The 23277-nt window shown below is 71.4% G+C and carries 25 protein-coding genes and 2 pseudogenes; 12 read left to right on the forward strand and 15 right to left on the reverse strand.

The genetic code is table 11. The features are described from left to right. Positions 1 to 80 precede the first annotated feature (80 nt). The 3 genes from BU204_RS17910 to BU204_RS17920 all read right to left on the reverse strand — a co-directional run bounded on the left by BU204_RS17910 (position 81) and on the right by BU204_RS17920 (position 1426). Positions 81 to 386, reverse strand: a complete 306-nt coding sequence (locus tag BU204_RS17910; RefSeq protein ID WP_075126833.1) for a hypothetical protein — start codon at positions 384 to 386, stop codon at positions 81 to 83. Then, positions 374 to 934 (reverse strand): TetR/AcrR family transcriptional regulator, encoded by a 561-nt coding sequence (locus BU204_RS17915; protein ID WP_075126834.1) that lies wholly within the window; start codon positions 932 to 934, stop codon positions 374 to 376. The genes BU204_RS17910 and BU204_RS17915 overlap by 13 nt, the downstream gene beginning before the upstream one ends. A gap of 90 nt (positions 935 to 1024) precedes the next feature. Beyond that, positions 1025 to 1426, reverse strand: a complete 402-nt coding sequence (locus BU204_RS17920) for a hypothetical protein (protein WP_075126835.1) — start codon at positions 1424 to 1426, stop codon at positions 1025 to 1027. A 68-nt stretch (positions 1427 to 1494) separates the two neighbouring features. Between BU204_RS17920 and BU204_RS39175 the strand changes: the two genes are divergently transcribed. The 3 genes from BU204_RS39175 to BU204_RS17930 all read left to right on the forward strand — a co-directional run bounded on the left by BU204_RS39175 (position 1495) and on the right by BU204_RS17930 (position 3182). Further along, on the forward strand, positions 1495 to 1923 hold the full coding sequence (locus BU204_RS39175) for a hypothetical protein (protein WP_143229570.1): 429 nt from the start codon (positions 1495 to 1497) through the stop codon (positions 1921 to 1923). A gap of 258 nt (positions 1924 to 2181) precedes the next feature. Further along, positions 2182 to 3003: a helix-turn-helix domain-containing protein gene (locus tag BU204_RS17925; protein ID WP_083661405.1), complete on the forward strand. Its 822-nt coding sequence runs from the start codon at positions 2182 to 2184 to the stop codon at positions 3001 to 3003. A gap of 2 nt (positions 3004 to 3005) precedes the next feature. Next, positions 3006 to 3182, forward strand: a complete 177-nt coding sequence (locus BU204_RS17930) for a DUF397 domain-containing protein (protein WP_083661406.1) — start codon at positions 3006 to 3008, stop codon at positions 3180 to 3182. 137 nt (positions 3183 to 3319) lie between these two features. Here the strand turns inward: BU204_RS17930 and BU204_RS17935 are convergent, their stop codons facing one another. The 4 genes from BU204_RS17935 to BU204_RS17950 are packed head-to-tail and all read right to left on the reverse strand — an operon-like array spanning position 3320 to position 7816. Beyond that, complete coding sequence (locus BU204_RS17935; protein ID WP_075126837.1) at positions 3320 to 5422, reverse strand: xanthine dehydrogenase family protein molybdopterin-binding subunit; 2103 nt, start codon at positions 5420 to 5422, stop codon at positions 3320 to 3322. Beyond that, the gene (locus BU204_RS17940) at positions 5419 to 6429 is read right to left on the reverse strand and encodes an FAD binding domain-containing protein (RefSeq protein ID WP_075126838.1); all 1011 of its coding nucleotides are present in this window, start codon (positions 6427 to 6429) and stop codon (positions 5419 to 5421) included. The genes BU204_RS17935 and BU204_RS17940 overlap by 4 nt, the downstream gene beginning before the upstream one ends. Then, the gene (locus tag BU204_RS17945; RefSeq protein ID WP_075126839.1) at positions 6426 to 6989 is read right to left on the reverse strand and encodes a (2Fe-2S)-binding protein; all 564 of its coding nucleotides are present in this window, start codon (positions 6987 to 6989) and stop codon (positions 6426 to 6428) included. The genes BU204_RS17940 and BU204_RS17945 overlap by 4 nt, the downstream gene beginning before the upstream one ends. A gap of 47 nt (positions 6990 to 7036) precedes the next feature. After that, on the reverse strand, positions 7037 to 7816 hold the full coding sequence (locus BU204_RS17950) for a siderophore-interacting protein (RefSeq protein WP_075126840.1): 780 nt from the start codon (positions 7814 to 7816) through the stop codon (positions 7037 to 7039). A gap of 137 nt (positions 7817 to 7953) precedes the next feature. Between BU204_RS17950 and BU204_RS17955 the strand changes: the two genes are divergently transcribed. Together BU204_RS17955 and BU204_RS17960 are read left to right on the forward strand one after the other, a co-directional pair. Beyond that, the gene (locus BU204_RS17955; RefSeq protein ID WP_075126841.1) at positions 7954 to 8451 is read left to right on the forward strand and encodes a pyridoxamine 5'-phosphate oxidase family protein; all 498 of its coding nucleotides are present in this window, start codon (positions 7954 to 7956) and stop codon (positions 8449 to 8451) included. Positions 8452 to 8514: 63 nt separating this feature from the next. Further along, positions 8515 to 8889: pseudogene (locus BU204_RS17960) on the forward strand (DUF2267 domain-containing protein); the annotation flags it as partial. A 21-nt stretch (positions 8890 to 8910) separates the two neighbouring features. Here the strand turns inward: BU204_RS17960 and BU204_RS17965 are convergent. Next, on the reverse strand, positions 8911 to 9936 hold the full coding sequence (locus tag BU204_RS17965; protein WP_198942908.1) for a hypothetical protein: 1026 nt from the start codon (positions 9934 to 9936) through the stop codon (positions 8911 to 8913). 80 nt (positions 9937 to 10016) lie between these two features. Further along, entirely contained in the window at positions 10017 to 10301 is a 285-nt protein-coding gene (locus BU204_RS17970; RefSeq protein ID WP_143229571.1) for a hypothetical protein, read from the reverse strand. A gap of 161 nt (positions 10302 to 10462) precedes the next feature. Here BU204_RS17970 and BU204_RS17975 point away from each other — a divergent pair, with 161 nt between their 5' ends. The 3 genes from BU204_RS17975 (at position 10463) to BU204_RS17985 (ending at position 15641) form a co-directional block, all read left to right on the forward strand. Continuing rightward, positions 10463 to 11782 (forward strand): NAD(P)-binding domain-containing protein, encoded by a 1320-nt coding sequence (locus tag BU204_RS17975; RefSeq protein WP_075126844.1) that lies wholly within the window; start codon positions 10463 to 10465, stop codon positions 11780 to 11782. Positions 11783 to 11880: 98 nt separating this feature from the next. Further along, entirely contained in the window at positions 11881 to 12918 is a 1038-nt protein-coding gene (locus BU204_RS17980; protein ID WP_075126845.1) for a flavin-containing monooxygenase, read from the forward strand. Positions 12919 to 13169: 251 nt separating this feature from the next. Next, the gene (locus BU204_RS17985) at positions 13170 to 15641 is read left to right on the forward strand and encodes a hypothetical protein (RefSeq protein ID WP_143229572.1); all 2472 of its coding nucleotides are present in this window, start codon (positions 13170 to 13172) and stop codon (positions 15639 to 15641) included. Positions 15642 to 15655: 14 nt separating this feature from the next. Here the strand turns inward: BU204_RS17985 and BU204_RS17990 are convergent, their stop codons facing one another. Then, positions 15656 to 16312: a TetR/AcrR family transcriptional regulator gene (locus BU204_RS17990; RefSeq protein WP_075126847.1), complete on the reverse strand. Its 657-nt coding sequence runs from the start codon at positions 16310 to 16312 to the stop codon at positions 15656 to 15658. Between the two features lie 58 nt (positions 16313 to 16370). Here BU204_RS17990 and BU204_RS17995 point away from each other — a divergent pair, with 58 nt between their 5' ends. Further along, positions 16371 to 17201, forward strand: a complete 831-nt coding sequence (locus tag BU204_RS17995; protein WP_075126848.1) for an SDR family NAD(P)-dependent oxidoreductase — start codon at positions 16371 to 16373, stop codon at positions 17199 to 17201. Between the two features lie 62 nt (positions 17202 to 17263). Next, a complete protein-coding gene (locus BU204_RS18000) occupies positions 17264 to 17587 on the forward strand; it encodes a nuclear transport factor 2 family protein (RefSeq protein ID WP_075126849.1) in 324 nt (107 codons plus the stop codon). Between the two features lie 68 nt (positions 17588 to 17655). On the opposite strand, the gene BU204_RS41365 is transcribed toward BU204_RS18000, so the two are convergent. Beyond that, positions 17656 to 17931, reverse strand: a complete 276-nt coding sequence (locus BU204_RS41365; RefSeq protein ID WP_233160392.1) for a sigma factor-like helix-turn-helix DNA-binding protein — start codon at positions 17929 to 17931, stop codon at positions 17656 to 17658. Between the two features lie 86 nt (positions 17932 to 18017). Beyond that, positions 18018 to 18719, reverse strand: a pseudogene (locus BU204_RS41370) (sigma-70 family RNA polymerase sigma factor); the annotation flags it as partial. Between BU204_RS41370 and BU204_RS41955 the strand changes: the two are divergent. Both BU204_RS41955 and BU204_RS18015 read left to right on the forward strand, forming a co-directional pair. Then, positions 18718 to 19434: an arsenate reductase/protein-tyrosine-phosphatase family protein gene (locus BU204_RS41955; protein ID WP_075126850.1), complete on the forward strand. Its 717-nt coding sequence runs from the start codon at positions 18718 to 18720 to the stop codon at positions 19432 to 19434. The pseudogene BU204_RS41370 and the gene BU204_RS41955 sit on opposite strands and share 2 nt — an antisense overlap. 18 nt (positions 19435 to 19452) lie before the next feature. After that, the gene (locus tag BU204_RS18015) at positions 19453 to 19845 is read left to right on the forward strand and encodes a VOC family protein (RefSeq protein WP_075126851.1); all 393 of its coding nucleotides are present in this window, start codon (positions 19453 to 19455) and stop codon (positions 19843 to 19845) included. An 8-nt stretch (positions 19846 to 19853) separates the two neighbouring features. Here BU204_RS18015 and BU204_RS18020 read toward each other — a convergent pair whose 3' ends face one another. From BU204_RS18020 to BU204_RS18030, 3 genes are all read right to left on the reverse strand, one after another. After that, entirely contained in the window at positions 19854 to 20417 is a 564-nt protein-coding gene (locus BU204_RS18020; protein WP_075126852.1) for an NADAR family protein, read from the reverse strand. A gap of 109 nt (positions 20418 to 20526) precedes the next feature. Then, positions 20527 to 22803, reverse strand: a complete 2277-nt coding sequence (gene katG, locus BU204_RS18025) for a catalase/peroxidase HPI (RefSeq protein WP_075126853.1) — start codon at positions 22801 to 22803, stop codon at positions 20527 to 20529. A 23-nt stretch (positions 22804 to 22826) separates the two neighbouring features. Continuing rightward, positions 22827 to 23255 (reverse strand): Fur family transcriptional regulator, encoded by a 429-nt coding sequence (locus tag BU204_RS18030; RefSeq protein WP_075126854.1) that lies wholly within the window; start codon positions 23253 to 23255, stop codon positions 22827 to 22829. Positions 23256 to 23277 lie beyond the last annotated feature (22 nt).

The following is a 23277-nucleotide window of genomic DNA, read 5'->3' on the forward strand; positions in this document are numbered from 1 at the left end:
CGGCTGCACCGGGACACCGCGTGCGGCCCCTCGTCCGCATGTGCGGTCCGCTCTGAGCGCGTTCGGTCCGTTAGGTCCGATCACCCCGCGGATTCGCCAGTTCTGTCCGGGCGGCCGAAGGCGCCCGGACCCGCGTGGAACAGGCCGATCAGCAGAACACCCGCGCTGACCGCAACGAACGCGGCGAGGGGGTGGGCCGGCAGGTCCGCCCACCACAGGCACAGTGCCGCGAGGACGAAGCCGGACCAGCCGGCGAGCAGGTTGGGCACGGGTCCGTTGCCGAACAGGCACGGGTACGGCCGCCGGGTGATGCCGCGGACGAAGTGGGGCAGGGCGTTGCCGGCGAGCAGGCCGCCGAGCAGGCCGAACAGGATCAGGTGCCACATCGCGGTTCCTCGAGTTGGGGGAGCAGGACGGTGTCGACGAGCTTGGCGAGGAACTCCTCGTCCAGTGGTTCGCCGGTCACGAGCAGGCGGGACAGCAGCGCGGCCGAGGTGAGCTCGGCGAGCCACCCGTGGTCGGCCGACGGGGGGAGCACCGCGGCGAAGGCCTCCCGCTTGTGGTCCAGGACGATCCGGCGCACGACACCTGCCAGCGCCGCGTCGTGCCGCATCGCCGCGAGTAGGCCGAGGACGAGGGCGGCGTCCTGGTCGAGCAGGCTCTTGCGCAGGGCGTCCACCAGGGCGAGCAGGTCGGCGCGCAGGTCGCCGCTGGGCGGCGGGTACGCGAGCGCGGCGCCCGCGTACCGGCCCACGGCCGCCGCGACCAGGTCGGCCTTGCCAGCCCAACGCCGGTAGACGGTGGCCTTGCTCGCCCCGGCCCGGCCGGCGACCGCCTCCACGGTCAGCCGGTCGTAGCCCAGCTCACCGAGCAGGGCCATCGTCGCGGTCAGGATCGCCGCTTCGCGAACGTCGCTCCGGGTGCGGGCAGCCATAACGAAACGCTAGCGTTTCGCTGGGCGTTTGGCCAGCGGGGACGACGGACAGGCGAACGGCCCCGGCCGCCCCGACCTGAGGTGCTGGGGTCAGATCGCCATGCCCTTGTCGCGCAGGTAGGTGACGGGGTCACCGGCCTGGCTGGGGGCGATGTCGTAGAAGGTGACCATGGTTCCGTTGGTCCAGTCCCAGACGGCCATGTGGATGACCTCGTTGTCGGGGTAGTCGTGGAAGATCAGGTGGTTGCTGTTGTGCCGTTGCCGGAACCAGCGGGTGCTGTACTGCCGGGCGAACCGGTAGGCCCCGACGGGATCGATGCTGTGCTTCTCGACCTTGCGATCCGCCGCGTCGCCGCCCATCTCGTCGCCCTTGCCGCGCCAGTAGTAGTCGAGGTTGCCCATGACCTCCTCGTCGGAGGGCAGTGGGATTGGCGTGCCGGCGGCGGGCACGTCGGCGAGCGCGTAGCTCCTGGACGTGAACTCGGTCCGCATGATCTTCGGCGCCAGCTCCTGCGCCTTGACGAGGTCGGTCTGTTCTGCGGCTTCAGCTCGACCTCGGCGTGGCTGATCTCCTGGGCGGGATACACGGCGTTCCAGTAGTCGAACATCCGCCAGGCCGCCTGCTTGTCGGAGAACCGGTACCCCTGGATCAGGTTCACGGCATTGGCCCGGGAGGTGGCGAAGTTCTTGGTGAGCCAGGTCTCCGCCGTGGTGAGGTCGGTGTCGATGGCGACCGGCTCCGGGTCGGGAGCGATTTCCTGGACGTAGGGCTGGTAGTACACGCCGTCGTAGGCGTAGTACCCGCTGTTGTCGGTCGCGACGTACCAACCGTCGTAGTAGGTGAACGTGCGGTTGGCCACCGGGTCCCAGATGAGGTCGCTGTCGTACTGGTACTGGCCCGTGTCCGGGAAGTAGTACACCAGGACGTTGTCGTGCTTGAGGTCCACGTAGCAGTTCTCGCGCCCGTCCCGGTCGGGCTCGAACAATGAGTCCGGTACCCGGTCGTCCTCGTAGTAAAGAAACCCCTGGAAATCCGGGCTTGTGACCTGGCGGAGTGCCATCCGATCCCCCATTTTCGCTGTGCGCGCCCCCACGGCGCGGCCCCGGCGACGGTACCCGTGAGGCTCCCGGGTCCGGCCAGCGCGAAGGTGCGGTCTCGAGGACATCCGGATGTGCACTGAGGAATTCACCGATAGAGTTCGGCTGGAGAAAGGTGGCTGACCTTTCAGTAATTGAAAGGAGACTTTATGGCAAACAGGGCAGCGACGCCACGGGATCGGCAGGTCGGAATGCGTCTCCGGGGACTGCGGCAGACGCGCGCCAAGCTCAATCTGGAGAAGGCGGCGAAAGTCACGGGGCTGAGCCCGGCGACGTTGTGCCGTATCGAGACCGGGAAGCGGGGGGTCTCGTCGGAGGAGGTGGCGGTGATCGCCACCGCGTACCGGATCCCTTCGAGCGAACGCAAGGAGCTGATCGAGTTCGTCAAGTCCGGCGACAGCGGCGGGTGGTGGGAGCGCCCGCTTCCCGGGGTGCCGCCGGAGATGGGCGTGCTCGCCAGCTATGCCGCCGAGGCCGACAGTCTGACGGACTGGGCCGTGATGCTCATCCCCGGCCTGTTGCAGGTCGAACCGTACGCCCGCGCACTTATTCGCTCAGACGGCGTACCTCCTGAGGACGTCGACTTCCGCTGGATCGCGCGGCAGCGCAGGCAGGAGATCCTCGGAAAGATCGATTACACCGCCTTCGTCTACGAAACGGCTCTACACGTTCCGTTCGGCGGGCCTCAGGTACACAAGGAGCAGATCAGGCACCTGGTCGGCGCACGCGACCGAGGGATTGGTCTTCGGATTCTCCGTGCGCGGCCCCTCAGCCTGCTGTTTCACAGTTGGCACTACATGACGTTCCCGGGCGCCGAGCCGGTAGTGAACGTCGAGGTCCTGGGTGGCGGGCTGTACCTGCAGGATGACCGAGTCGACCTTTACACCCGAAGGTTGAAACTGCTGCATGACCTTGCTCTTTCGAGCGCTGAAAGCCAGGCTATGTTGCAGGCACTGCTGAAGGAGATGTGATCATGTGGCGTAGCTCTACCTTCTCCGCGGCCGACGGAAACTGTGTCGAGATCCGAGGAGACCTCGCCGCCGTTCGGGACAGCAAGCATCGCGAGGTCGTCATGCCGGTGAGCCGAGCGGCGCTGGTGAGCCTGGTGCGCTCGGTGCGGACCCGTGACGAAGTCGACCATGTGGCGTAGCTCTACCTTCTCCGGATCGGGCGGCAACTGCGTGCAGGTGCGGCACGACCTCACGGCGCTCCGGACAGCAAGCATCCCGAGTCCGTGATGCCGCTCAGCCCGGCCGCGTTGGCCGAGCTGGTGGGGTGGGTGCGGCGCTAGCCGGCCAGTGCGGGTAGCAGCTTGTCCAGGGTGATCGGCAGGTTGCGCACCCGGACCCCCGTCGCGTGGTGGACGGCGTTGGCGACGGCGGCGGCGGTCCCCACGATGCCGATCTCGCCGATTCCCTTGCTGCCCATCGGGTTCACGTGCGGGTCGTGCTCCTCCAGCCACCGCGCCTCGATCTCCGCCACGTCGGCGCACGTCGCGATGTGGTACTCGGCCAGGTCGTGGTTCACCACGTGGCCGAACCGGGGGTCGAGCACGCTCTGCTCGTGCAGCGCCATCGACAGCCCCATCGTCATGCCGCCGATGAGCTGTGACCGGGCCGTGCGCGGGTTGATGATCCGGCCGGCCGCGAACACGCCGAGCAGGCGCGGCACCCGCACCTCCCCGGTGTCGCGGTTCACCCTGGCCTGCGCGAACTGTGCGCCGAAGGCGTACATCGCGAACCGCTCGGTCGCCGGGTTGTCCTCGGTGCTGCCCTGCGCCTCCGCGTCCTCGGGCGGCTCGGGGCCGAACTTCTCGCGGAACGCGCGGGCCGCGTTCACCACCGCCGAACCCCAGGTGGTCATGCCGGATGACCCACCGGCGACCGACGCGATCGGGTACGCCGTGTCGCCGATGCGCATCGTCACCTCGGCGACGTCCACCTCCAGCGCGTCCGCGGCGATCTGGGCGAGCGTGGTCCACGTCCCCGTGCCCAGGTCCGCCGCGCCGATCTCCACCACGTAGCGGCCCTGCTCGCGGCGGATCGTCGCCGTCGAGTCGGCCATCCGGTTCACCGGGTACACCGAGGACGCGACCCCGGTCCCCACCAGCCACCCGTCCTCCTCGCGCAGGCCCGGGCGCGGGTCGCGGTCGGCCCAGCCGAACCGGTCGGCGCCCTCGCGCAGGCACGCGACGAGGTTGCGGCTCGACCACGGCAGGCCCGACTCCGGGTCGACCTCGGGCTCGTTGCGCACCCGCAGCTCCACCGGGTCGATGCCCAGCTCCTCGGCCAGCTCGTCCATGGCCACCTCGGGACCGAACATGCCGGGGCACTCGCCGGGCGCCCGCATCCACGACGGCGCCGGCACGTCCAGGGCGGCCAGCCGGTGGGTCGTCGACCGGTGGGGCGCGGCGTACATCATCCGGGTCGGCACACCGGTCTGCTCGGCGAACTCCTTGACCTTCGCCGTCTGCTCCACGACGTCGATGGCGATCCCGGCCAGCCGGCCGCTCTGGTCGGCCGCCAGGCGCATCCGCTGGATCGTCGGTGTGCGGTAGCCGGCCAGCGCGAACATCTGCTGGCGGGTGAACGCCAACCGCACGTGCCGCCCCGGCACCGCCCGCGCCGCCATCGCCGCCAGCACGACGTGCACGTGCGGCTCGCCCTTGGAGCCGAAGCCGCCGCCGACGTACGGGCAGACCACCCGCACCCGCTCGCGGTCGAGCCCGAACAGGTCGGCGAGCACCGCCCGCGTGGGGTGCACGCCCTGCGTGGAGTCCCACACGGTGAGCGCCTCGCCGTCCCAGTACGCGGTCGTCGCGTGCGGCTCGAGCGGGTTGTTGTGGTACATCGCGGTCGTGTACGTCCGGTCCAGGACGGCCGTGGCGGTCGCCACCGCCTCGTCGATGTCACCGTCGGAGGTGTCGGTCTCGAACGAGGGGTTGACCTTCTCCGGGGCGTAGAGGTCGCCGCGGCCGGTGCGCAGGACCACGTCGTGGGGCGCGGGGGAGTAGGCCACCTCGACGAGGTCCGCGCCGCGCAGTGCCGCCTCGGCGGTGTCGGCGACGACCATCCCGACGACCTGGCCGCGGAAGGCGACCTCCCGGCTCTGCAGCACGGCCAGCTCGCCGTCGTCGGTCTCCAGCGACTCGGCGTCGAACGCGGTGCGGACCAGCAGCACCCCGTCGAGCGCCTCGGCGGCGGCGGTGTCGACCGAGTCGACCCGGCCCCGGGCGACCGTCGACTGCACGAGCCGGCAGTACGCGGGGCTCGCCGCCTCGGACTCGTAGGCGTAGCGGGCCGTGCCGGTGACCTTCGGGAAGCCGTCGCGGCGCTCGAGGTCGCTGCCGATCGCGACGGGCCGGAGCTGTTCGGTGGACGGGTCGGTCACGACTCACGCTCCTGGGTCAGCTCGCGCAGGGTGGCCACGAGCGTTCGGGTGACCAACGGGACCTTGAAGGCGTTGCCGCCGTCGAGGCCGTCCAGCGGCCGCGCGTCGACCAGCTCGGCCTCCGCCGCGGCGAGGAAGGTCTCCTCGGTCGGCTCGGCGCCGCGCAGGACGGCCTCGGCCCGGTGCGCCCGCCACGGCACGTGCGCGACGCCGCCCAGGGCGATCCGCGCCTCCCGGACCCAGCCCTCGCCGTCCTCGAGCTCGACCGCGGCCGCCACGCTGACCAGCGCGAAGGCGTACGACGCGCGGTCGCGTACCTTGCGGTAGGTCGAGCGGGTGGCCGGCGGCAGCGCCGGCAGGTCGATCGCCGTGACCAGCTCGCCGTGGGCCAGCGTCGTGTCGCGTTCCGGCTCGTCGCCGGGCAGCCGGTGCAGCTCGGTGAACGGCAGTGACCGCTCGCCGTCGGCGCCGAGCACGTGGACCGTGGCGTCCAGCGCGGCCAGCGCCACGGCCAGGTCCGAGGGGTGCGTGGCCAGGCAGTGCTCGGAGGCGCCCAGGACCGCGTGGTAGCGGGTGTAGCCGCCGCGGGCGCCGCAGCCCGAGCGGGGCTCCCGCTTGTTGCACGGGGTGGTCACGTCCTGGAAGTAGACGCAGCGGGTGCGTTGCAGCGGGTTGCCGCCGACGGTCGCCATGTTGCGCAGCTGTCCCGAGGCCCCGCCCAGCAGGGACCGCACGAGCATCGGGTGACGCTCCCGCACCCGCCGGTCCGCCGCGAGGTCGCTGTTGCGCACCGCTGCGCCGACCCGCAGGCCGCCGCCCTCGAGGTCGGTGATCTCGGCCGAGGTGGCCCGGGTGACGTCGACCAGCGCACCGGGGGTGGCGACGCCCAGCTTGAGGTGGTCGACGAGGTTTGTGCCGCCGGCGAGGAACGCGGCGTCCGGGTCGCCCGCGACCAGCCGGACCGCCTCCCGGGCGTCGGTCGCCGTCGCCAGGGTGAACGGCCTCATCGCCGCGCCTGCCCGGCCGTCTGCTCGGCGGCCTGTTCGGTGGCCTGTTCGGTGGCCTGCTCGACGGCTTGTTCTACGGCGGCGACGATGTTGACGTAGGCCCCGCACCGGCACAGGTTGCCGGCCATCCGCTCGGCGATCTCGGCGCGGCTGGCCGCAGGCTCGGTGGTGAGGTCGGCCGTGACGTTGCTCGGCCAGCCGGCCGCGAGCTCGTCGAGCACGCCCGCCGCCGAGCAGACCTGGCCGGGCGTGCAGTAGCCGCACTGGAAGGCGTCGTTGTCGAGGAAAGCCCGCTGCACGGGGTGCGGGGAGTCGCCGTCCGCGAGCCCCGCGGCCGTGGTGACCTCCGCGCCGTCGGCGGTCCCGGCCAGGACGAGGCAGGCCAGCACCCGGCGACCGCCGACCAGGACGGTGCAGGCACCGCACTGACCGTGGTCGCAGCCCTTCTTCGGGCTGGTGACGTCCAGCTGCTCGCGCAGCGCGTCGAGCAGCGTCGTCCTGGTGTCGACGGTGAGCCGGTACACCTCACCGTCGACGCCCAGCGTGATCGCGGTGTCCATGGCTGAGCTGTTCCCCCTGCGGGCCGGCCCAACCCCCGACCCGTGGATCAGGAGACGCCCTGTTCCTCCTCCACCTGGCGGTTCCAGTCGCGTTTGGTCGCCTGCCAGCGGTCCTCGTCGTGCCCGAGGCGCCAGTAGCCCGAGATCGAGACGTCGGCGCGGGGGAGTGCCCGCTCGACCAGCAGCAGGCGCCGGAGCTCCTTGACGAACCCGGCCTCGCCGTGGACGAACGCCTGGCCGGTGCCGGCGGGGAACGCGAGTGCGGTGACGGCCGGAACGAGGGCGGACCCGGCCGGCGCGTCGCCGCGGTGCAGCCAGATGATCGTGGCGTCGGCCGGGGCCTCCAGCTTCTGCTCCTCCTCAGGGCCCTCGACCTCGATGAACACGTGCGCCCGGGCGTCGGCGGGCATGCGCTCGAGAGAGGCGGCGATGGCGGGCAGCGCGCTCTCGTCGCCGGCGAGGAGGTGCCAGTCGACGTCAGCGCGGGGTGCGTAGTCGCCACCGGGGCCGAGGAGCTGGATCGTGTCGCCGGGCTTCGCCTGGGCCGCCCACGGCCCGGCGACCCCCGCGTCGCCGTGGACGAGCACGTCGAGCCACAGCTCGCCCGCCTGGGCGTCCCAGCGGCGGACCGTGTAGGTGCGCATCCGGGGGCGTTCGGGGTCGTCCCCGGGGAACAGGAGCTTGACGTAGTGGTCGGTGTACTCACCTGCACCGAACCCGTCGAGACCGGGCCCGCCGAGCACCACCCGGGTCATGTGCGGGGTGAGCCGCTCGACGCGCCGCACCTCGGCCTGCCGCGGTGTCCGGCGGCGTGGACGTTCTGCCATGCGATCCATCATGCAGCGTTGCGCGGGTGCGCCCGCGCGCCGTGCGGGGTGGCGGAGGTCACAGGGACCGGGATGTCCAGAACAGGTTGCCCGCTCCGTCCCCGGGGCGCAACGACACCGAGGATGGGAGAGACACCGTGCGACCGAACGAGATCACCGAGGTGCTGAACCGGCCGGGCAGCCAGGAGCTGTTGGCGCGCGACCTGACCCGCCTCGCCTACGTCGCCAAGGACGGCACGCCGCGCGTCGTCCCGATCGCGTTCACCTGGAACGGCGCCGAGGTCGTCATGTGCACGACGAAGAACGCCCCGAAGCTCCCCTCGCTGCGGGCGAACCCGGCGGTGGCCCTGACCATCGACACCGAGGTGCACCCGCCGAAGATCCTGCTCATCCGCGGCCGGGCCGAGCTGGACGTCGTCGACGGCATCCCGGCGGAGTACCTCCAGATGAACGGCAGCTACGAGATGACGCGGGAGCAGCGGGTGCACTGGGAGGCGGAGGTGCGCTCGCTCTACGACGGCATGGTGCGGATCGTGGTCACCCCGACCTGGGCGAAGCTGATCGACTTCGAGACGACGCTGCCGAGCGCGGTCGAGGAGCTGGTCCGGCAGCGGGACGAGCGTCAACGCGCCTGACCTGGTTGGGCCGCCGGGTCGTGGGGTAGACGGGGTGGACCGCGCGGACAGCGCGCCTGGCCGAGGAGGAACGCCCAGCAGATGATCGACCACAGTGAGCTCGTCATGTCGGTCAGCCAACGTGCCGACGTCGACGCCGACACCGCCCGCGCCGCGATCTCCGCGGTGACCGGGACCTTCGCCCGGCACATGCTGAACGAGGCCCGCGAGCGCCTGGCGACGGCCCTGCCGGACACTGCCCGCTACGCCGCGACCACCCTCGGCGAGATCGAGTCTCCCGACGGGGAGCAGGTCATCGAGGAGGTGGCCGAGCAGCTCGACACCACGCCCGAGCGTGCCCGGCGGCTGAGCCAGGCCGTACTCGGGGCACTCGACGAGGCCGAGCCCGGACTGGTCGACCTTCCGACGGGTCTGCGGCAGGCCCTCGAGCCGGCCTGACCGCCTCCGAGCGCCGACGGGTCACCGGGCATTCGGCTTGACCACGACCTCGCGGGCGAGGGTGGTGAGCTCGCGGCGGTAGCGCGGGGTTCGGACCGCGGCACGCACGCGGTCGAGCGTCGCCTGGTCGCCGTAGGCCGGCCACAGGCCGAACAGCGCCCCGTCGCGCCAGCGCATGGTGGCCTTGTCGGTGGTGGGGTCCACGGCGATGATGCGGTCGACGATCTCGCCCAGCAACGGGTGGTCGTGCTCGGGGTTGTGGCCCGACGCCGCTCGCACCGCACCGGCGAGCAGGCTGAGCTCGTCGGTCTCGGTGAGGATGCCCGCGGCGTCGCCGGCGAGGAGGTGCCGCAGCCCTTCCACGTCCCCGGCGAGGAAGGGCTGGAAGGCGAACCTGGCGAGCGCCGGTCCGATCCGCCTGTCCCGCGTGACGGCGAGCGCGGCCCGCCACCCGTCCCTGTGCGCCACCCCGGCCACCAGGTGCTGCTTGAGCTCGGCCATGCCCTGGCGGTCCTGGCTCGCCGCGTACCGCCGCCAGCCGGCGAAGAACCCCTCGGCGTCGCCCCGCGCGGCGAGGACTGCGCCGACGTCGCGGTGTCCCAGCCACGACAGGCCGTCCGCGATCCGGTCGGCCGCGGCACCCGCTCCGGTCAGGTCGCCGACGGCGAGGCGGTTGAGCACCTGTTGCCGTCGCACTCCGGTGTGCGCGGGCAGGAACCGGACCAGCCGTTCGACATCCGGGTCACCCAGCGCGCCCACCGCGAGCAGGGCACACGCCGCGTCACCGAAGGTGAAGCGGCCCGGCCGGCCCAGTCCGCTCACCACGGCGCGGTAGGGGAGCGTTCTGCCCTTGATCCGGGTGATCGTGCGCGGGCCGTCCCCCTGCGCCGGCAGCCGGTCGACAAGCTCGTGGAGCAGGCGCTCCCGCGCGGCGACGTGGGCGGCCGGCACCGGATACGGCGGCCGCGTGGCTGCCTCGTGCTCCGCGGGCGTCGCTTCGGCGGTGAGGCCGTCGACGAGGGTGTCGAACACGGAGGGGGCGGGCATGGCGCGATTGTGCCACCGAGCCGCACCCTGGACGTCGCGGTTCCGACGTGTCGATGTGGATTGTCCTGGATGGACCGAGACTATCCGTCGGAGAGGCGTCGTCCGCCGGGGCGCTGGGGCGGGATCACCTGACGGGCGAAGATCCGGGGGGTCGTCCCGCCGCGCGCGACTCGGGCCTGGGCGAGCAGCGTGTGCGCCAGCGCCGTCGCCTCGTCGGGCGTGAGGCTGGCCCACACCGTGTCCGCGCAGTCCCCGGTCGGGTCTATCCGAAGAACGACGCGCCCGCGCGTCGAGGGAAGCTGAAAGCGCCCTACGGACAGCCGTCGTCCGCACCCGGTCACCATCTCGCTCGGTTCGGAGTCCACGTCCGCCACCTCCACACCCAACTGGTAAAGCCTGCAGCGCACGCCGCCCGGCAGGTATTCCGGCGGAAACAAGAATCGATCCACATCGATGGTTGCGTTGTTCGATGCAGATCGATACTCTCTGCTCGATCAATCGAGGAGCATCGATCAATGGAGGCGTGATGTCGGAGTGGCCGGTAGTGGTCGTCGGCGCGGGACCGGTCGGGTTGGCCGCTGCCGCCGAGCTGGTCGAGCGGGGGCTCGAGCCGGTGGTGCTGGAGCGGGGGGACCAGGCCGGCGCGGCCGTCGCCCAGTGGCACCATGTGCGGCTGTTCTCCCCCTGGTCGGAGCTGGTCGCGCCGGCGGCCGGCCGCCTGCTGGCCACGGCGGGATGGCGGCGGCCGGCGGGGGAGGGGTACCCGACCGGCGCGCAGTGGGCTGCCGAGTACCTGCGTCCGCTGGCGGCCGCGCTCGGGGATCGGGTGCGCTTCGGGGCCGAGGTGGTGGGGGTCGCGCGGCGCGGCCGGGACCGGGTCGTGGACGCCGGCCGGGACAGCGAGCCGCTGACCGTGCACGTCCGGCGCGCCGACGGCGGCGAGGAACGGATCACCGCCTCGGCGCTGCTCGACGCGTCCGGAACCTGGGGGTCGCCGAACCCGCTCGGCGCCGAGGGCCTGCCCGCGGTGGGCGAGACCGCCGCGGCCGAGCGGATCTCCTACCGCGTTCCCGACCTCGACGACGGCGAGGTGGCGGCCCGCTACGCCGGCCGCCACGTGGTGGTCGCCGGCAGTGGGCACTCCGCGCTGACCGCGCTCGTCGCGTTCGCCGGCCTGGCCGAGCGGGAGCCGACCACCCGGATCACCTGGCTGCTGCGGCGCGGCGCCGTCGGCTCCACCTTCGGCGGCGGCGAGGCCGACCAGCTGCCCGCCCGCGGCGCACTCGGCCTGCGGGCCAGGGCCGCCGTCGACGCGGGCCGGATCGAGGTCGTGACCGGCTTTCGTGCGGAGCGGATCGACGGCCGCGACCTGGTGTCGGACAACGGGAACCGATTGTCCGACGTAGACGAGGTGGTCGTGCTGACCGGTTTTCGGCCGGACCTGTCCTGGCTCTCGGAGTTGCGCCTGGAGCTGGACGCGACGCTGCAGGCGCCGGTCGCGCTGGCTCCGCTGGTCGACCCCAACGTCCACTCGTGCGGCACGGTGTACCCGCACGGGGTCGCCGAGCTGTCGCACCCGGAGCCGAACGTGTTCCTGGTGGGGATGAAGAGCTACGGCCGCGCCCCGACCTTCCTCGCGATGACCGGCTACGAGCAGGTCCGCTCGATCGCCGCAGGACTGGCCGGTGACCGCGCGGCCGCCGAACGGGTCGAGCTGGTGCTTCCCGAAACCGGCGTGTGCGGCGGTGCCGGGCTGTTCGACGAGCCCGCCGAGGGGCAGGCCGGAGGCTGCTGCGCGCCGGCCGAGCCGGAGGCGCTGAGCCTGCTCGCACCGCCCCGGCGGTAGCTCGGGGCCGGGGGAGGTGTCGCGCACGGGGTGGCGTTTTCGCCGCCCCGTGCGCGACCCCGGCACCGGTCGACCACCCAACCTGTGAAGGCAGAAACATGATCGACGCCCTGGTCGTCGGCGGCGGGCAGGCCGGCCTGGCCGCCGCGCACGCACTCGGCCGCGCCGGACTCACCCCGGTCGTCCTCGAGGCCCGAGAGGAAGCCGTCGGCTCCTGGCCGTCCTACTACGACAGCCTCGTCCTGTTCTCCCCGGCGCGGTTCAGCTCGCTGCCGGGCATACCCTTCCCGGGGGACCCGGACCGCTACCCGCACCGGGACGAGGTGATCGACTACCTGCGCCGCTACGCGTCGGGTCTGGACGCCGACATCCGCACCGGGCAGCGGGTCACCGCGGTGCGCCGGGAGGAGGCTCACTTCCGCGTGGAGGCGGGCGGCGACGTGCTCACCGCGCGGCTGGTCATCGCCGCGAGCGGCGCGTTCGGCACGCCCCACCGCCCCGTTCTACCCGGTGTCGACGGGTTCACCGGGACTGTTCTGCACTCGGCGGACTACCGTGAGCCCGGCCCGTTCGCTGGCCAGCGGGTCGTCGTGGTCGGGGCGGCCAACACGGCTGTCCAGGTCGCGCACGAGCTGGCGTCGGTGGCGAGGGTCACCCTGGCGACGCGGGCGCCCATCAGGTTCGGTCCGCGCCGGCTCCTCGGCCGGGACGTGCACTTCTGGTCGCGGTCGCTCGGCTTCGACCACCTCCCCGTGGGTCACCTGCTCGCCAGGCCGCCCCGCGCCCCGGTCCTCGACGACGGCCGCTACCGCCGGGCCGTGCGCGCCGGACGGCCCGACCAGCGCCGGATGTTCACCAGCCTCGACGCCGACGCCGTGGTGTGGCCCGACGGCACCCGAGAACGCGTCGACACTGTTGTGCTCGCCACCGGGTACCGACCTGAACTGTCCTACTTGGACCCGGCGGAGCGGGGTCAGGTCCGCGGCATCTCAACTGTACACAATGGACTTGGGTTCGTCGGCCTGGAATGGCAACGCAGCTTCGCCTCGGCCACCCTCCGCGGCGTAGGCCGCGACGCCCGCTTCGTCGTAGACCGCCTCCTGCGCCTCGGCGCTGTCGTTACGTCACGCGGGTAACGTTCGACATCAAGGGCGTGACCGATCCTCGAACGCCGGCTCTGCTGGATGGCCTGACCGCGGTGGAACAGCGCGTGGTCGACGCCGCCCGCCGCGGAGAGTGGGCCAGGGCCGAGACCGTGGTGCCGGTGGAGGAGCTCGAAGCCACCGACGACCCGGACCTGCGGGTACGAGCGGACCTGGTCCGGGAGCTGGTGATGGGTCGCCGCGGTGAGCTGGACCCTCGCGGGGTGCGTGTCCGGGGTGTTCGGGTGGTGGGGCAGCTGGATCTGGACCATGTCACGGGCGTCACCGGCCTGTCCCTGGTCGAGTGCGCACTGCCAGACGGAATTACCTGCCGTCACGCACGGCTTCGCGAGATGACCCTGGACAGGAGCATGGCAGCTACCCTCCACGCAGAAGGTCTGCGTGTCGAGGGGGACCTGTTCCTGCGCAGCGCCACCCTGCGCGGTGCCGGCGAAGGTGGTGCGGTGCGGCTGTTAGGCGCTCTGATCGGCGGCCAACTCGATCTTGGGGACAGTGAGGTCCTCAACACCACCGGCCCAGCCCTACACGCTGACGGTCTGCGTATGGAGGGGGACCTGTTCCTGCGCAGCGCCACCCTGCGCGGTGCCGGCGAGAGTGGTGCGGTGCGGCTGTTAGGCGCTCTGATCGGCGGCCAACTCGATCTTGAGGGCAGTGAGATCACCAACGCCACCGACCCAGCTTTCGCGGCAGATGGCCTGCGTGTCGAGGGAGACCTGTTTCTGCGGAACGCCGTCCTGCAAGGCACAGATGGGGGTGGTGCGGTGCGGCTGTTAGGCGCTCTGATCGGCGGCCAACTCGATCTTGAGGGCAGTGAGATCACCAACGCCACCGACCCAGCTTTCGCGGCAGATGGCCTGCGTGTCGAGGGAGACCTGTTTCTGCGGAACGCCGTCCTGCAAGGCACAGATGGGGGTGGTGCGGTGCGGCTGTTAGGCGCTCTGATCGGCGGCCAACTCGATCTCGGGGGTAGCGAGATCACCAACGCCACCGGCCCGGCCTTCGCGGCAGATGGCCTGCGTGTCGAGGGGAGCCTGTTTCTGCGGAACGCCGCCCTGCGCGGTGCCGGCGAGAGTGGTGCGGTGCGGCTGTTAGGCGCTCGGATCGGCGGTCAACTCGGTCTCGAGGGCGGCGAGATCACCAACATCACCGGCCCAGCGCTGCGCGCTGACAGTCTGCGTGTCGAGAGGGGCCTGTTTCTGCGGAACGCCGCCCTGGCCGGTGCCGGCGAGAGTGGGGCGGTGCGGCTGTTAGGCGCTCAGGTCGGCGGTCAACTCGGTCTCGAGGGCGGCGAGATCACCAACATCACCGGCCCAGGCCTGCACGCTGACGCTCTGCGCGTCGACGGGGATCTATTTCTGCGGAACGCCGCCCTGCGCGGTGCCGGCGAGAGTGGTGCGGTGCGGCTGGTCGGCGCTCGGATCGGCGGTCAACTCGGTCTCGAGGGCGGCGAGATCACCAACATCACCGGCCCAGCGCTGCGCGCTGACAGTCTGCGTGTCGAGAGGGGCCTGTTTCTGCGGAACGCCGCCCTGGCCGGTGCCGGCGAGAGTGGGGCGGTGCGGCTGTTAGGCGCTCAGGTCGGCGGTCAACTCGGTCTCGAGGGCGGCGAGATCACCAACATCACCGGCCCAGCGCTGCGCGCTGACAGTCTGCGTGTCGAGAGGGGCCTGTTTCTGCGGAACGCCGCCCTGGCCGGTGCCGGCGAGAGTGGGGCGGTGCGGCTGTTAGGCGCTCAGGTCGGCGGTCAACTCGGTCTCGAGGGCGGCGAGATCACCAACATCACCGGCCCAGGCCTGCACGCTGACGCTCTGCGCGTCGACGGGGATCTATTTCTGCGGAACGCCGCCCTGCGCGGTGCCGGCGAGAGTGGTGCGGTGCGGCTGGTCGGCGCCCAGATCCACAGTCAGGCAAATTTCACCGGCACACAACTGAGTAACGACTCAGGTCCGCTGTTGGCGCTCTTCGAGGCTCGGGTGGACGCAGCGCTGATCCTGCCGGCCTCCGTGGTATGTCCGCTGGGCAGCACGGAGATCACGCGGCGGGGCTGCCCGCACCGCGGGCGGCAGCTGGTGGTGCGAGGGCTGGTGTTCGCCGACCTGGGGCACGTGTCGTGGCGGCAGTGGCTACACCTGGTGGTCCACCACACCCCCGAATACTGGCCACAGCCCTACCAGCAGCTCGCCGCGGTCGAACGGGCCGCCGGGCACGACAACAACGCCCGTCACGTCCTCATCGTCCAACAGGAGGACCTGCGCCGCCGTACTCCCGAGGCTCTTGGCGGGCGGATCGGGCAGTGGCGGCACTGGCTGTGGGGTTGGCTGGGCCGCTACGGCTACCGCGCCCACCGCCTCGTCATCGCCCTCGCCGTCATCCTCACCCTCGCCGGCGGGCTCGGCTACGCCGCGGGCCAGGTCCCCACCCGTCCCGGCCACCACGCCGCCGAACGCGTCCCACCACCCACCGCCAACACCGCCGCGCGCGGAACGCCCTGCTCCACCGCTGAGCTCATCGGACTCGGCATCGACCGCGGCCTCCCCCTGGGCACCACCGGCCTCCGCACCCGCTGCGACCTGGACACCGGAACCCGCTGGGGCCAGGCCTTCACCTTCGCTCTCTGGGCCCTCCAAGCCCTCATCTGGGCACTGGCCACCCTCGCCGTCGCCGCCTACACCGGCCTCGTCCGCAAACCGACTTAGACCGATCACGTGCTCTACCGCGCCAGGCGGTCGAGCAGTTCGTCGAGCAGGGCGCGTTCGCCCGGTGTGAGGTCGCCGGGGTCGTTGGCGACCAGGGCGCGCAGGGTGAGCGCGGTGCTCGCGCGGGTAGCCGGGGTGTCAGCCGACGGCGTGTGCAGCACACCGGCCAGCACGGTCTCGCGGACGCGTCCAGAAAGTCCGAAGTCCGGTTCCGGCTGGGCGATCAGGGTCAGCGTGATGCCGACGTTCGCGGCGAGCAGCTGCTCGGCGGCGTCGTCCGCGGGCACTTTCAGCAGGCCGCGTGCGGCGGCCTCAGTGAACCGTTCTCGCAACGCGGCGTGCGCGGGAGCCGTGACGGCACAGGGCTTTCCCGGCTCGGCGCGGCCATAGAGCAGGCCGTAGAACGTCGGGTGCTCCAGCCCGAACCGCACGTGCCGGTCCCACCCCATCCGCAGGTCCTCCAGCGGGTCGCCGGAGCTCTCGACCGCCGTGTACTGGGTGAAGCCATGGTTCACGACGGCGTCGATCAGGCCCTGCTTGCTGCCGAAGTGGTGGTACAGCGTCGGCGCTTGCACGCCGGCGCGTTCGCACACCGCTCTCGTGGAGACCGTGCCGCCGCCCTCCAGCAACTCCGCCGCGGCAAGCAGGAGGCGATCCCGTGCGTTCTGCATGCTTGCTACATTAGCGTATGTATCGCTACATAGCTCGCTATAGCGAGAGGAGAAGTCTATGAGGACTTGGTTCATCACCGGTGGGACGCCGGGAGGGTTCGGCCTGGTCTATGCCGAGGCTGCGCTGGAACAGGGCGATCAGGTGGTGATAACCGCCCGGCGGCCCGCTGAACTGCGGGAATGGACCGAACCGCACGGCGACCGCGTGCTCGTTCTCCAGCTCGATGTCACCGATGCCGAGCAGGTGCGTGCGGCGGTCACGGCGGCAGAGGAGCGGTTTGGCGGGATCGACGTGCTCGTCAACAACGCTGGCCGTGGCTGGTTCGGCTCGGTCGAGGGCGCCCCTGACGAGACGATCCGCCGCACGTTCGACCTCAACCTGTTCGCCGTGGTCGAGGTGCTGCGCGCGGTCCTGCCTGGTATGCGGGCACGCGGCGACGGCTGGATCGTGAACATGTCGTCAGTGGCCGGCCTCGTCGGCGCGCAAGGGTTCGGCTACTACTCGGCGGCGAAGTTCGCGCTCGAAGGACTGTCGGAGACACTGCGTCACGAGGTCGAGCCGTTCGGTGTGCGCGTGCTCGTCGTGGAGCCGGGAGCGTTTCGCACCAAGGCCTTCGCCGGCTTCCGGAGCGAGCCCGTCAACGAGACCGTCGACGCCTACGTACCGATGGTCGAGGGCGTCAAGGCGGCGTTCGTGGACCACAACGGCAAGCAGGAGGGTGACCCTGAACGCGGGGTGCGGGCCGTGATCAGCGCGATGAACGCACCCGTTCCGCCGCAACGGCTCGTGCTCGGCAACTCGGGTTACGACGTCGTTGTCGCGATGCACGAGAACGCACTCGCCGAGCTGCGCGCGAACGAGAAGCTCTCGCGCGGTGCGGACTTCTGAGCCGACAAAACCTTCGTCAGGGCGCGCCCGCGTCCTGACACCTGAGAAGACCGGAGAACACAATGGACTACATCACTCTTCCCCAGGCTGTCGAGAACTTCATCGCGGCCACCAACGCGCACGACGTGAACGCGCTGGCCGCGGTCTTCGGCGACGGGGCCACCGTGCGCGATGACGGGACGACCTACGTCGGCGAGACCGAGATCCGCGAGTGGATCCAGGTGCACCTGATCAACCCCAAGATCGTGATCACGCCGACCTCGTTCGCGGGCGACCGGCTGGTGGCCTCCGGGGACGGTGAGTTCCCCGGCGGGCCGCTGTCCTTCGCGTTCGTGTTCGACATCAAGGACGACCAGGTCACCGACCTCACGATCGACCCCGTCTGATTCCTCACCGACCGGGGCAGCCTGAACATGGTCAACTGCGGACAGCGGACACGCTGATCATCCTGTCGTCATCCCGCCCAGGGGAGGAGGGGCTGGCTTCGGTCGCTGGTGCGTAACCTCGCGAGCCCGTTCCGTTCGAGCTGGCGCACCCGTTCCCGGCTGACGCCGATCTCCTCGCCGATCTCGAGCAGGGTGTGCGGCGCGCCGTCGTCCAGGCCGTAGCGCCGGGTGAGGACCAGCGCTTCCCTCGGCGGCAGGCTGGCGAGGGCGCCACGCACGTCGACGGCCAGCGCGGCGCGGGCGACGACCTCGCCGACCTCGCCCTCCTCGCCGTCGGTGACCACGTCGGCCAGTCGCAGCTCGCCGTCGGCGTCGAGGGGGCGTCGAGGCTCAGCGGGTCGCGCGCGAGGCGGCGGAGCTCGTCGACCCGGGCGGGGGGCATGCCGGCCGCGTCGGCGAGCTCGCCGAGGGTGGGTTCGCGGGACAGTCGCACGGCGAGCTCGCGTTCGAGCCGGTCGAGCTTGTTCAGCTGCTCGGTGAGGTGGACCGGCAGGTGGACGGTGCGCGCCTGCTGCGCGGTGCCCCGCGCCAGGGCTTGGCGGATCCACCAGGTGGCATACGTGGAGAACTTGTAGCCCTTGGTGTAGTCGAACTTCTCCACGGCTCGGATCAGGCCGAGGTTGGCCTCCTGGATCGAGTCCAGCAGTGGAAGCGCGCGACCCGGGTGCCGTTTGACGACCGACACCGCCAGCCGCAGGTTGGCCCGGATCAGTCGGTCCCTGGCCCGCCGGCCGTCCTCGGCGACCGCGGCCAGGTCGGCCGCGCGCTGTGGGTCCGGCTCGCCCCGGCGGAGCAGCTCGGCCGCGTACACCCCGGCCTCGATCCGCTTCGCCAGGTCGACCTCCTCGTCGGCGGTGAGCAGCGCGACGCGGCCCATCTCGTCCAGGTACCGCCGGACGAGGTCGATGTCGTGGTCCGACCTGCCCATGGTTCCCCCCGGTGTGTCCCGTCCTGACCTCAGGGTCGTCTGGGCGGGGGAGGCGGGGAAGCAGCGGAGTACCCGGGCCGGCAGTGACCTTGTACCCGTCCTCACGCGACACATCAAACTGGTTTGATGTAATCTGCTCGGCATGGTCGCACCCGGTCCACCGGCGTTCGTCCGGCTGGCCGCGCACCCACTGCGGTGGGACCTGCTCACGGTGCTCGCCCGCGGCGACCACCGCGTCCGCGAGCTGGTCTCGCTGCTTGGCCAGCCGCAGAACCTGGTCTCCTACCACCTGCGGCTGCTCCGGGAGGCCGGCCTGGTCACCGCGACCCGCAGCGGTTTCGACGGCCGCGACAGCTACTACCACCTCGACCTCGACCGCTGTGCCGACGCGTTCGCCGCAGCGGGGGCGCGGCTGCACCCGGTGCTGCGGCCCGCTCCGTCCGCGACCGCCCCCGGCCGCCGGCGGATCTCGGTGCTGTTCGTGTGCTCGGGTAACACCGCCCGCTCGCCCATGGCCGAGGCCTTGCTGCGCCACCGCGCCGGCGACCTGGTCGAGGTGGCCAGCGCCGGCACCCGGCCCGGCTCCCAGCTCCACCCGGAGGCCGGCCGGGTGCTGCGTTCGGACTTCGGCCTCGACCTCTCCGGCCACCGGCCGCGCCACGTCGACGCGGTCGCCGGGCAGCGGTTCGACCGCGTGATCACCGTGTGCGACCGGGCCCGGGAAGCCTGTCCGGAGTTCCCGGAACGGGCCCACTGGAGCATTCCCGTCCCCTCGGACGCCCGCTTCCACGACACGGCGGCGGAGATCGACACCCGCGTCCGGCACCTGCTGCCCGTTCTCGCCGCCGACCTGACCTGAACCCGAGGAGATTTCCCCGTGACCGCATCCGACCAGTACGCCAGCGTCCGCTACCTCGTCCCCGACGTGCGGGCGGCCGTCGACTTCTACACCACCCACCTCGGCTTCACGCTCAACACCAGCGCGGCGCCGGCCTTCGCCGACGTTGTTCGCGGGCCGCTGCGGCTGCTGCTGTCCGGGCCGGCGAGCTCCGGCGCCCGGGCGACACCCGAGGACGCGGCAACCGCCGGCGGGAACCGCATCCACCTCGTCGTCGACGACCTGGACGCCGAGGTCACGCGGCTGCGCGAGGCCGGGCTGCCCTTCCGCAGCGACGTGGTCTCCGGACCCGGCGGTCGGCAGGTCCTGCTCGCCGACCCGGCCGGCAACCTCGTCGAGCTGTTCCAGCCCGCGGAGTCGGGAAGCCGATAGGGTGCGGGTCAGCCGCGCTCGGCCAGGATGGAGCGGGCTTCGGTGAGGGCGAACCCCAGGAGGTTCTGTCCGAGCCACTGGGCGGGGTCGCCGGCGCGGGGGTCCTCGGCGCGTAGTCCGATCCCCCAGACGCGGTCCTCCGGGCTCGCTTCGACGAGCACCTGGTCGCCGGTGTCGAGGAGGAAGCGGCGCAGGTCCGGGTGCTGGTCGAACTTGGCGAGGCTGCCGTCCAACACGATCTGGTAGCGGGCGTCCTCCCAGCGGGAGTGGTCGAACCCCCGCACGCCGCGGCCGAGAGCCTTGGCCCGAGGCGGGTCGGGTGCGTGCAGAATCCGCTCGGCGCTCTCCTCGTCGCCGAACAGGGTTGCCTTGCGCCACATCATGAAGTGCTCGGCGCTGGGGAAGGTCAGACCGTCCACGACGAACGGTGAGATCCACCATTGGCTCAGGCAGCCGCGCCCGACGCTTCCGTCGCGCTGGGGCCGGTGTCCCCAGAAGAACAGGAACGACACCCGCTCGCCGGCCCGCACACGCTCGACCAGCTCGTCGACCCTGCTCCCGTTCACACCCATGCGCGGCAGTCTCCCAGCGACACCGGCCCGCCGCTACCGCATTTGTCCCAGATGGAGGGGGCGCTCCCCGGATCTCGGGATCAGGTCCCGAAATCCGGGGAGCGGCCGATCAGGCGAGGTCGAACCGGTCGAGCTCCATGACCTTGGTCCAGGCCGCGACGAAGTCGGTGACGAACTTCTCACGGGCGTCCTCGCTGGCGTAGACCTCGGCGAGGGCACGCAGCTGGGAGTTGGACCCGAAGATGAGGTCGACCGCGGTGGCGGTCCACTTCACCTGGTCGGTGGCGAGGTCGCGGATCTCGTAGACGTTCTCCTCGTTCTCCGACGCCTTCCACCGCGTCCCCGGCGAGAGCAGGTTGGCGAAGAAGTCGTTGGTGAGAACGCCGGGCCGGTCCGTGAGCACGCCGTGCTGGCTGTCGCCGGCGTTGGCGCCCAGCGAGCGCAGACCGCCGACGAGCACGGTCATCTCGGGAGCGGTCAGGTTGAGCATGTAGGCCCGGTCGACCAGCAGCACCTCCGGCTGGGTCTTCTCGCCGGGACGCAGGTAGTTGCGGAACCCGTCGGCGCGCGGCTCGAGGACCCGGAACGACTCGACGTCGGTCTGCTCCTGGCTCGCGTCGGTGCGACCCGGGTGGAACGGCACGGTCACCTCGACGCCGGCCTCACGCGCCGCCTTCTCGACGGCGGCCGAGCCGGCCAGCACGATCAGGTCGGCGAGCGAGATCTTCGCGCCGCCCGCCTCGTTGAACTCCCGCTGGATGCCCTCCAGGGTCTCCAGGACCGTCGCGAGCTGCTCGGGCTGGTTGACCTCCCAGCCGCGCTGGGGCTCCAGCCGGATCCGGGCGCCGTTGGCGCCACCGCGCTTGTCGGTGTACCGGAAGCTCGCGGCCGAGGCCCAGGCGGTGGAGACGAGCTGGGCGGTCGTCAGGCCGGAGTCGAGGACCTTGGCCTTGAGGGCGGCGACGTCGGTGTCGCTCACCAGCTCGTGGTCGACGGACGGCACCGGGTCCTGCCAGAGCTGGGGCTCGGCGACCCAGGGCCCGAGGAAGCGGCGGACCGGACCCATGTCGCGGTGCAGCAGCTTGTACCAGGCCTTGGCGAACGCCAGCGCGAACTCGTCGGGGTTCTCCAGGAAGCGGCGGGAGATCTTCTCGTAGGTCGGGTCGACGCGCAGCGACAGGTCGGTCGTGAGCATCGTGGGCTTGTGCTTCCTGCTGGGGTCGAAGGCGTCGGGGATGATCTCCTCGGCGTCCTTGGCGACCCACTGCTTGGCGCCACCGGGGCTGGTGGTGAGCTCCCACTCGTAGCCGAACAGAATCTCGAAGAAGCGGTTGCTCCACTGCGTCGGCCGGTCGGTCCAGGTCACCTCGAGACCGCTGGTGATCGTGTCCGGGCCCTTGCCGCTGCCGTAGCTGTTGAGCCAGCCCAGGCCCTGCGTCTCGATCGGGGCACCCTCGGGCTCCGGGCCGACGTGGCCGTCGGACAGGGCGGCGCCGTGGGTCTTGCCGAAGGTGTGGCCACCGGCGATGAGAGCGACGGTCTCCTCGTCGTTCATCGCCATCCGGCCGAAGGTCTCCCGGATGAAGTGTGCGGCGGCCAGCGGGTCGGCGTTGCCGCGGGGACCCTCCGGGTTGACGTAGATCAGGCCCATCTCGGTCGCGCCGACCTCGGGCGACATCTCCGACTCGCTGACGTAGCGCTCGTCGCCCAGCCAGGTGTCTTCCGGGCCCCAGAAGATCTCCTCCGGCTCCCAGACGTCCTCGCGGCCGAAGCCGAAGCCGAACGTCTTGAAGCCCATCGACTCCATGGCGACGTTGCCGGCGAGCACGAGCAGGTCGGCCCAGGAGATCTTCTGGCCGTACTTCTGCTTGACCGGCCACAGCAGACGCCGCGCCTTGTCGAGGTTGGCGTTGTCCGGCCAGCTGTTGAGCGGGGCGAACCGCTGACCGCCGTCGCCCGCGCCGCCGCGGCCGTCGTGGATGCGGTAGGTGCCCGCGGCGTGCCAGCTCATCCGAATCATCAGGCCGCCGTAGTGGCCGAAGTCGGCCGGCCACCAGTCCTGCGAGGTGGTGAGCACCTCGACGATGTCCTGCTTGAGGGCCTGGACGTCGAGCTTGGCGAACTCCCTGGCGTAGCTGAAGTTCTCGCCGAGCGGGTTGCCCTTCGAGGAGTGGGCGTGCAGCACCGAGAGGTCGAGCTGGTTGGGCCACCAGTCCCGGGTGGTGCGTGGACGACCGCCCGTCTTCGAGGTCGGCGAGTCGATCGCCGGGTTCTCGCTCTCGCTGCCGTGCGCGGTCACCGAGTCGTGCGCGACCGGGCAGCCGGCCTCCGCCTTCTGGTCCACACCCTGCGCGCTCGAGGGGGCGTTGTCCTGGGTGGCGCTCATCTACTTCCTTCCGAACTGGCGAATCAATGGTTGGTCGGGTGGGCCGCGCAGTCGGGGCAGGTGCCCCAGAAGACGACCTCCGCCTCGTCGACCACGAAGCCGTGGTCCACCGAGGCCGTGAGACAGGGTGCGTGGCCGACGGCACAGTCGACGTCCGCGATCGCACCGCAGGAGCGGCACACGACGTGGTGGTGGTTGTCTCCCACCCTGGACTCGTACCGCGCCGTCGCGCCGGCGGGCTGGATGCGCCGCACCAGTCCGGTGTCGGTGAGCGCCTGGAGCACGTCGTAGATCGCCTGGTGGGAGACCGTCGGGTGCGCGGCCCGCACCAGGTCGATCACCGTGTTGGTGTCGACGTGCGGGTTGTCCCGCAGCGCGGCCAGCACCGCCAACCGGGGCCGGGTCACGCGCAACGAGACCGCCCGCAGCTGCGCCTCGAAGTCCGCCGTCACAGGAGAACCCTAGAGCGCTTTC

Origin of the sequence: Actinophytocola xanthii, assembly GCF_001921205.1 — a bacterium.
Classification (GTDB): Bacteria; Actinomycetota; Actinomycetes; order Mycobacteriales; family Pseudonocardiaceae; genus Actinophytocola; species Actinophytocola xanthii.